The following is an 8360-nucleotide window of genomic DNA, read 5'->3' on the forward strand; positions in this document are numbered from 1 at the left end:
CTGCTAGTACCTCGCAGCACCAGATAAACAGGGAGAGATCATCATGAACACCCTCAGTCTGTACCGGGTCAAAGCGTGGGCCAAACAAGGGGAAACCCCGCTGGCCCGCAGAGTATGGCGACTCGCCAAAGGGGCTCGCAGCTGGTCTTTGCCACTGATCCCGCCACTTCATCGCCTGCTCTATCGCCTCTATCTGGTGAGCAGCCATGGCATCGCTACCCTGATGCGCACCCTCTGGTGGACTCCGCTGTTTCAATCTCGCCTGACCGCCCCTGCCCCCCGCCTCTATCTCTATGGCGGCATCCCCTATATCAGCGGGCCCGTCACCATAGACATTGGGGCCGATTGCCGCCTGAGCGCCGCCATGACCATTAGCGGCCGCGCGGCGAGCCAGGCACCGAGCTTGGTGATCGGCAATAATGTCGGGATTGGCTGGCAGACCACCCTGGCCGTTGGCAGCAAAATAGTGCTGGGAGATAACGTCAGGATTGCCGGACGCGCCTTTCTGGCTGGCTATCCCGGCCATCCGCTGGATGCCCACGCCCGAGCCCGTGGGCTACCGGATGCTGATGATCAGGTCGGCGAGATAGTGCTCGAACGGGATGTCTGGCTGGGCACCGGCGCCATGGTGATGGCCGGTGTCACCATAGGTGCGGGCACTGTGGTTGCCGCAGGCAGCATAGTCACCCGCAGTCTGCCTGCCGGGGTGCTGGCAGGTGGCGTGCCTGCCCGGGTGATCCGGCAGTTGGGGAGTCAGGATGACAGGGAAACCCTGGGCAACAATAGCGAGGAGAGCCCGCAATGACGCAGCATCATAGCAAACCGCAATTGGTGGTATTAGGGGAAGACTGGGGCCAACACCCCTCCAGTACCCAACATCTGATCAAACGCCTGCTGCCCGATTATCAGGTGCTGTGGGTCAACTCCATCGGGCTGCGCCGTCCCCGCTTTAACTTGCGCGACATCACCCGCATCGTGCGCAAGCTGGGCGCCGTGGTGCAGCGCGCCGCCCCCGCTGGTCACCTCGCCCAGAGCCAAGGCCAGAGCCAGAGCCAGAGCCAGAGCCAGAGCCAGAGCCAGCATCAGGCCCAAGCTCAACAGACGCCCGAGATACTGCCGCCGCTGGCGCTGCCACTGCCCGGCAGTCGGCTTGCAGGCAAGATCAATGGCCACTGGCTGGCCGCCCAGATCCGTCGGCGCTTACCCCAGCTGGATCGTCCGCTGCTGTGGATCTCCTTGCCAAGCGCGGTGGATCTGATTGGCAAACTGGGGGAGCGGGCGGTGATCTACTACTGCGGTGATGATTTCTCTGCGCTGGCGGGGGTCGATCATCAAGCCATTGCCCGCTGTGAAGCCAGACTGGTGGCCCAAGCCGATTTGATCCTGGTGGCCAGCCCGGCACTGGCCAGTCGCTTCCCCCCCCACAAAACCCGCCTGCTGAGCCACGGGGTGGATCTGGATCTGTTTATGCCGCCACAGCCTCGTCCGGCAGATCTCCCCAGCGGTCGGCCGATTGCCGGATTTTATGGCAGCCTGAGCGAATGGATCGATGTGCCGCTGCTGGCTGACACGGCCCGCGCCCTGCCCCACTGGGATCTGGTATTGATTGGCCCCAAGCAGACTGACCTCAGCGCGCTGGAGGGGATCCCCAACATCCATCTGCTGGGGCCCAGACCACACCATACCTTGGCGGCCTATGCCCAGCACTGGCAGGTCAGCCTGCTGCCCTTTGTCGACAATGCGCAAATTCGTGCCTGTAACCCGCTGAAATTGCGCGAGTATCTGGCGGTCGGCCGGCCTATCGTCAGCACTGATTTCCCGGCACTGGCAGGTTACCGTGAACTGGTGCATCTGCCGCGAGCCGGTGACAATCTGGCCCACGCCATCAATCAGGCCGCCTGCGATGGCCCTCGCCAGAATTGGTTTCAAGCCAACGAATGGGAAGCCCTGACGGAGCAGGGCGGGCGCCTGGGTCGGCAACAGCGGGTCGCGGGCCAGAGCTGGGATGACAAGGCCGCTGATCTTAAATCCTGGTTGGCAGCGATCTGCTGATGGGCCGCGCCACATTCGGGAAACCACATGGGCACAGGGGAGGCTTGGCCACCCTGCTCTGCGGCTGTTCGCTGCTCTACTGCGCGTCCTTGTTCAGCGCCACGCAGTTGCCTGCCCCCATCATGCTGCCCCTCACTGGCACCCAGACCCCCCAGCGCCTCAATCTGACCAAGGTGCCCTGGCCTGTGGGCAGCGACGATGAGCTGGTGATCGAGGGTAATAATCCAAGCACACAACCGCAAACGCTGATTTTACGGGTCGATGACAAGGCCTCGGTCAACTACCGCAGCCGGGTCAATCAGGAGCGGATGGTCGCCCCGGGCCCCTTCACCCTGCGCTTTGCCTTAAGTGATTGGCGCACCAGCCAACCACGGCCACTGGCCCTTAATGAGATAACCAAGATCTACCTGTTTATGGCCGATGACGCCCCCCCACTGACCATTAAACGCTGGTTCTGGGAACACGGTTTGACCCTGCCAGAGGGCACCATTGCGCTGGATCTGGGGGCGGCCAGCGCCCCGCGCTTTACCGGTTTTGAGGCCCTGAGCCCGGGGGATCCCCGACTGCTCGGCCACCCCACTCCGGTGTTGCGCCCCTCCGGCGATGCCCTGGTGCGCGATGGCCTGCGCAATCTCGACGGGGTACGCCTTGAGGTGGCCAAGGGGCGCTACCAGCTCACCCTGTGGCTCGATGATCCCGGCGAGTGGGAGTATCTGCCCCACCCCTTCGAGCGCAGTGTGCTGGTCAATGGCGAGCCCATTTGGGCCGAGCAGTGGCAGCCGCAAACATGGCTAAAACAGCGCTATCTGGCCGGGCAGTCCCGCGAGGCGCTGCCAAACCCCGATCCCTGGCAACTGTTTGGGGCCCGTCAGGGGGGCCCTGTTCATGTCACCCTGAACCACCCCGGTGGCCCGCTCACCATTACCCTTGTTGGCCACACGCCGGATGCCAAATACCTGGCCGGGCTGCTGCTGGCCCCCTATCCGGCCCCCGCCAGCCAGGCCGCTACCCCGAGTGGTGATAAAGGCCACGCCATGCACTCCGATACTCCAGCCAGGGGGCTGGCGGATGCCACCGACCGGGTGCTGACCAAGCAGCGCCAGCTGTTTTTGGAAAAATGGACCCTTGCCCCCTATCCGCAGCTGGCCCCTGCCAAGCAGCTCAGCCTCACCCCGATCAGGGATGCGGCCGCCACGCTTTCGGTGATCCCTGCCGCACCGGAGCAAGCGCTCAAGCTCGCCGCGCAGCCGCAACTGGCGACCCGCGGCGGCCAACTGCTGCTGGAGTTTGCCATCCACGCCGCAACCGACGATCCGGCCCCCTTGCTGGTGATCCAGCCCCCCGAGCAGGCAGGATCGCCGCTGACACTGACCCCCTATTACGGTCAGTGGCATCTGGTTCGCCCACAGGCGAGCGGCACCCTGCTGGCCCCCTCGGATCAGGAGCTGGTCGAAGGCGTGGCCGGGCTCACCCTGCGGGCGGGAGTGCCCCGCCGTCTGGTACTGCAAGTAACCATCCCCCGCGACGCCCCGGCGGGTCGCTATCAGGGCAATATTCAGCTGCTCAGCCAGCAGCAACTGGTGCAGCTGCCGCTGACTATCGAGGTGCTGCCGCTGACCCTGCCTGTGGCCAGCAAGCCAGTCGGCATCTACGTCGAAGCGCCCCCTTATCTGAATTGGCTCAGCCCCAACCCCGAGGCGCTGCAACAGCAGCTTGCCGCAGCCAGTCGCTGCGATCTGCAGCGGCTCGCCAAGCTCGGGATAAACGGCCTATCCCCCGCCCTGCCACAAGATGAGGCGGGGATGCGGGATATCATGGGAGAAGCGGCTGGGCTCGGGTTTGTGCCACCGCTGCTGGCCTATACCCCGCTCAAACGCTGGGGGGGCGACCCTGCCAGCCAGCTGGAGCAGTGGCAGGCGCGGCAACAGGCGCTGACTGCCAGCGGCTTGCCACCGCTGGCATGGAGCCTGTTTGATGAGCCGGATCTCGCTACCCTGCCCGCCATCACCACGCTGGCGCGGGAGATGAAACGGCGCGACCCTGCGGTGATCCGCGCGGGCCATTTCAATCACCCGGGTCAGGTTGGTCTGCTAGAAGAGGTGGAGATCGCCCTGATCAACGCAGGCTTTGGTGCCGATAAGGCCGATGTGGAGCGGGTACGCCAGCACAAGGTCACCCCCTGGTTTTACAATCTGGGCACCCCGCGAGCCGCCGGTTTTTACCTGTGGCAGAGCGGCGCCGAGGGCTATTTACAGTGGCATGGTCGCATGCCCACTGCCCTGCCCTACGACCCCACCGATGGGCGGGAGAGCGACTTTATGCTGCTCGGCCCGCAAGCCTGCGAGGCGCATCGCCTCTCCCACGACCTGTTGCTGCTGCAGCAAGCCATCGAGGATCTGCGCTGGCTCGCCTGGCTGGAGCAGGAGGCCCGCTATCAGGTAGAGGCGGCCCTGCTGCTGCAACGTCTGCGCGAACAGGTGCCGACCCGCTGGCAACTGGCGGAGCAGCTACCGATCAGCGAGTGGTACCGCTGGCGAAAAGAGATCGAACAACTGGCCAAGCACTTGAAAACATTGCAAACTGGTGCCAACTCATCGCCCTGAAGTGACACCTGCATGGCCCATTGTTCACAGTTTGCAACTCCTCTTGCTGCGCCCTTATCTGGCAATTTGCCTGGCACTTTATCCAAGACAAGGGCTGGGCTGCTGCCCGTGCTGTTGTTCTCGCTCTTACTGACTGGCTGTGCCCGTCAGGAGCCGGTCAATGAGACCCTGCCTATCTTGAACCAGTTACGTGAGCAGCAGCTGGCCGAGCAACCCCAGCTGCAACTGACCTATCAGCAAGAGGAGGCAACACTTCAGAGCAATCAGGAGCAACAGCTGCACCAGTTTTTGGCCTATAAGGACCCCGACAAGATAGCGCTGATCAGCGGCCCCGGCCCGCAAACGGATATGCTGGCCAGTGCCCGTCTGGCCAGCCAGCGGCTCACGACGCTGACCCGCCTGCTCGGGTCTCGAGCCATTGAACTGGAACCCCGTTATGACCCCATGCTGGCACCCAATACCTTGCTGATCCGCATTCTGCCAAGGGGTGAACAGGCCCCTGTCACTCCATCGGCGGCGCAATAAGGCCAAGACAAGCAGGCGGCAAGGCCACCCGATAGAGGGGATAGGGGGCCAACCCCCACAATTTGCGCCAACCCTGGGTGAAGCGGTATAACAGCAGCGGCGGGCGCTGGTGCAGCTCGCCCAAGAACATCACTCCCTGAGCCATCCCCGCCCCTGCCAGCGTCACTGACATCGCCTCGCTATCAGGGGCCACCAGCATCGCCTGCAGCATGCCGTCACAACGGGGGTGGGCCAGCTGATAGCTGACATAGGTGCCACCCAATATCGGGGTGGCACCTCGCACACGCCAGCCCAGCTTGACCAGCTCCAGCAACATGGGTTTGGCCCCTTCATTGACCACCCGGTTTTGATAGCGCCATCCCATGGCGGCAGCACTGGCCAGCGCCACCAGCAATAGCAGCAGGTATCCCCTAGACAGTCGCACCATGACTCCCCCTCATAAACAGCACAGATAGCACCAGCAGTAGATATCCCCTAGACAATCGCAACATGGCGCCCCCTCATAAACAGCATGGTGAGTACCAACAGCATGATGAGCCACTGATAAAGCTGGGCCCAGGGGCCGATATGCAACCAGTCATACCAGCGCAGATCCAGGCTCATCAGCACCAGTCGTAACTGATTGGCACCGATATAGAAAAGCGACACCAGCAGTAATAACGGCAATTGCGACAGCCAATGGCGTCCGGCCAGCAGCCAGCTAGAGGAGATCAACCAGGCAAGGGCCACCAGATAGAGCTGGGCGAAAGAGGAGCAGCCCTTGAGCACAATCAGCGCATGGCCCCCCAACCGTTCGATCCGGTTGCCATCAAGGCGGGTCTCCCACCCCAGCAGGTGCAACCACTGGCCCACCCCCCAGGCATCGAGTGCCAGCACAGGGCCGGAGAACAGCGCAAACACCTGCTGCCCCCACAACACCGCGATGGTGAACGCCAGCACAATCTGCAGCACCGCCCGCTCATCGGCGCTCTGGCGACGGCGCCACAGCGTGGCCACCAGCAGCAAACAGGCCAGCGCCTTGCAACTGGCGCTGGGGATCAGCAGCAACAGACTAAACAGCGCGATCTGCAGGCGGCTCAACTGCCAATCCACTGCAACCCGCAATGCAATTTGCCACCAGATAGCAATCAGCAACACCACCAGCAGGTTGAAGTGCGCCGTATTCATCCACACCATGCCCCATTGATTGGCCAGCCCCAGTAACAACCAGTTGGGAGCCCACTGCCAAGGACGCATCGCCATCATGTCACCCTGCCCGGATCGGTTTATCATCCCTTGCCATCGCAAGTTCCATGCCTTTTTATGAGATAGCGTGGCGCACGGGAAAGCTGGCACGGTTTATTCATTCACGCTGTTGGCACTACAGCCAAGGAAAGGAGTGAGCGATGAAACTCAAACCGTTGGCAGGGCTGCTGGGGATGCTGTTGGTAACCTCCCCCGCATACGCCTTGACCGAAGTCGATACCGAACTGCAATTGCTGATGGATGTGTCGGGCAGCGTCAGTTCATCGGAATTCAATCTGCAGTTACAGGGCTATGTGGACGCCTTTTATAACCAGGATGTACAAAGCGCCATCCTCAATACCAGCGGCGGCAAGCTGGGCTCTATCGCCGTACAGATGATCATGTGGAGCGGCTCGACCCAGCAGAGCGTGATGACCGACTGGTTCCACCTCTATGACATGACCTCCATCAACAACTTCGCCGCGACGCTCGACAACCTGGTGCGCCCCTTTGCCGGGATGACGGCCCCAGGCTCGGCCATGGCCTTTGGTGGCTTGCAGTTTGATACCAACAACTTCACCGCAGAGCGGCAGGTGATGGATGTATCGGGGGACGGCATCCAGAACAACGGGCTGGATACCTCCACTGTGCGGGATCAACTGCTCGCCTCCGGCATCGATACCATCAACGGCATCACCATAGGACAGGACTATCCCGACGGTGTGCTGCAAGAGTGGTATGTGGACAATATCGCCGGTGGTCAGGATGCGTTTGTTATCAACGCCACCACCTTCGCCGACTTTGGCAATGCGCTGGAGCTCAAACTGGCTGCCGAAATTGAGGGGGGGATAATTCCGGAAGGGGCACTGGCCGCCCCCATCGAGGAGATCCCGTTGGCCGCCCAACTGTTGCTCGGTATGCCGCTACTGCTGGCCTGGCGCTATCAACGCCGCAATAAAGCGAGCCCGCAGCCCGCCAACTGGCAACAGACCCCCGCCTTCGGCTAGTTTATCGCCTTGTGTGCAGCGATTAGGGAGCTATGGCTCCCTGATTTTTTGCTGTAACTACGGGGAACGGTAACATCTACGACTACGTTGCTCGGCTTACGTGTTCTGACGCTAGGCGGCGTTGTTTCCCAAATCGATGTAGCTTGAATGGAACTAACTGAGGACTTGGTGATCTGATCACCACCATCCCCTTCAAGTCTGCATCATGGGCAAGTCGCTTCACCCCATCACCAACTGGCCTCAATACAACAGGTCTCTGATTAACCGTGGTTCACTCACCTTCTGGGTTGATGCCGAAGCCATGAGCAACTGGTTTCACCACGACCATCATGGGCGGCGGGGCCGTAGCCAACTCTACACCGACCAGACCATCTCAACCTTTCTGATGCTCAAGGGGATTTTCAACCTCACTCTGCGGGCCACTCAGGGACTACTCGACTCCCTGTTCGAGTTGATGAATGTGCCGCTGTGCGCACCGGACTACAGTTGTGTCAGCAAACGAGCCCGTACGGTGAAAGTGGCCTATCGGCAGCCCTGTAAGGGGCGTATCACCGACCTGGTTATCGACTCGACTGGCCTCAAGGTATTTGGGGAAGGCGAGTGGAAGGTCAGAAAACACGGCGCCGAGAAGCGGCGAGTCTGGCGCAAGTTGCATCTGGCGGTAGACCCGGTGAGCCACGATATCGTGGCGGCGGAAGTCTCGCTGGAAAATGTCCATGATGCCGAGGTGTTGCCGACCTTGCTCAACCCACTGCGGCGCAAGCTGGGACGTGTTTATGCGGATGGCGCCTATGACAGCAAAGCCAGCCATCAGCTAATCTCGCGCAAAGGGGCGACAGCCTGTATCCCGCCTCGCAAGAACGCTGGGTTATGGAAAAAGGGACACCCAAGAAATGAGGCTGTGCTGGTGATGCGCAAGGAGGGGCTAGCGCACTGGAAGAAGATGTCG

Annotated in this window: 8 protein-coding genes; 6 read left to right on the forward strand and 2 right to left on the reverse strand. The window is 61.6% G+C overall.

From position 1 onward, the window contains the following. Positions 1-43 precede the first annotated feature (43 nt). The 4 genes from CF137_RS20545 to CF137_RS20560 all read left to right on the forward strand — a co-directional run bounded on the left by CF137_RS20545 (position 44) and on the right by CF137_RS20560 (position 5180). Complete coding sequence (locus CF137_RS20545; RefSeq protein WP_139721334.1) at positions 44-805, forward strand: acyltransferase; 762 nt, start codon at positions 44-46, stop codon at positions 803-805. Further along, the gene (locus tag CF137_RS20550; RefSeq protein WP_139721336.1) at positions 802-2052 is read left to right on the forward strand and encodes a glycosyltransferase; all 1251 of its coding nucleotides are present in this window, start codon (positions 802-804) and stop codon (positions 2050-2052) included. Before CF137_RS20545 ends, CF137_RS20550 begins: the two co-directional genes overlap by 4 nt. Positions 2053-2174: 122 nt before the next feature. After that, positions 2175-4655 carry a hypothetical protein gene (locus CF137_RS20555; RefSeq protein WP_331463409.1) on the forward strand — a complete coding sequence of 827 codons (2481 nt, stop codon included), beginning with the start codon at positions 2175-2177 and terminating at the stop codon, positions 4653-4655. Positions 4656-4763: 108 nt separating this feature from the next. Further along, complete coding sequence (locus CF137_RS20560; protein WP_240038583.1) at positions 4764-5180, forward strand: hypothetical protein; 417 nt, start codon at positions 4764-4766, stop codon at positions 5178-5180. Here the strand turns inward: CF137_RS20560 and CF137_RS20565 are convergent. Then, the gene (locus CF137_RS20565) at positions 5158-5607 is read right to left on the reverse strand and encodes a hypothetical protein (RefSeq protein ID WP_193556575.1); all 450 of its coding nucleotides are present in this window, start codon (positions 5605-5607) and stop codon (positions 5158-5160) included. The genes CF137_RS20560 and CF137_RS20565 overlap by 23 nt on opposite strands. A 47-nt stretch (positions 5608-5654) precedes the next feature. Further along, the gene (locus tag CF137_RS20570; RefSeq protein WP_139721350.1) at positions 5655-6422 is read right to left on the reverse strand and encodes a hypothetical protein; all 768 of its coding nucleotides are present in this window, start codon (positions 6420-6422) and stop codon (positions 5655-5657) included. Positions 6423-6565: 143 nt separating this feature from the next. Here CF137_RS20570 and CF137_RS20575 point away from each other — a divergent pair, with 143 nt between their 5' ends. Both CF137_RS20575 and CF137_RS20580 read left to right on the forward strand, forming a co-directional pair. Beyond that, positions 6566-7411 carry a DUF1194 domain-containing protein gene (locus CF137_RS20575; protein ID WP_139721340.1) on the forward strand — a complete coding sequence of 282 codons (846 nt, stop codon included), beginning with the start codon at positions 6566-6568 and terminating at the stop codon, positions 7409-7411. A 205-nt stretch (positions 7412-7616) separates the two neighbouring features. Beyond that, positions 7617-8360 (forward strand): IS5 family transposase (locus tag CF137_RS20580; RefSeq protein WP_139721342.1); only part of this gene is annotated, 744 nt, incomplete at its 3' end.

The sequence above is a fragment of the Aeromonas sobria genome, assembly GCF_006243315.1.
GTDB lineage: Bacteria > Pseudomonadota > Gammaproteobacteria > Enterobacterales > Aeromonadaceae > Aeromonas > Aeromonas sobria_A.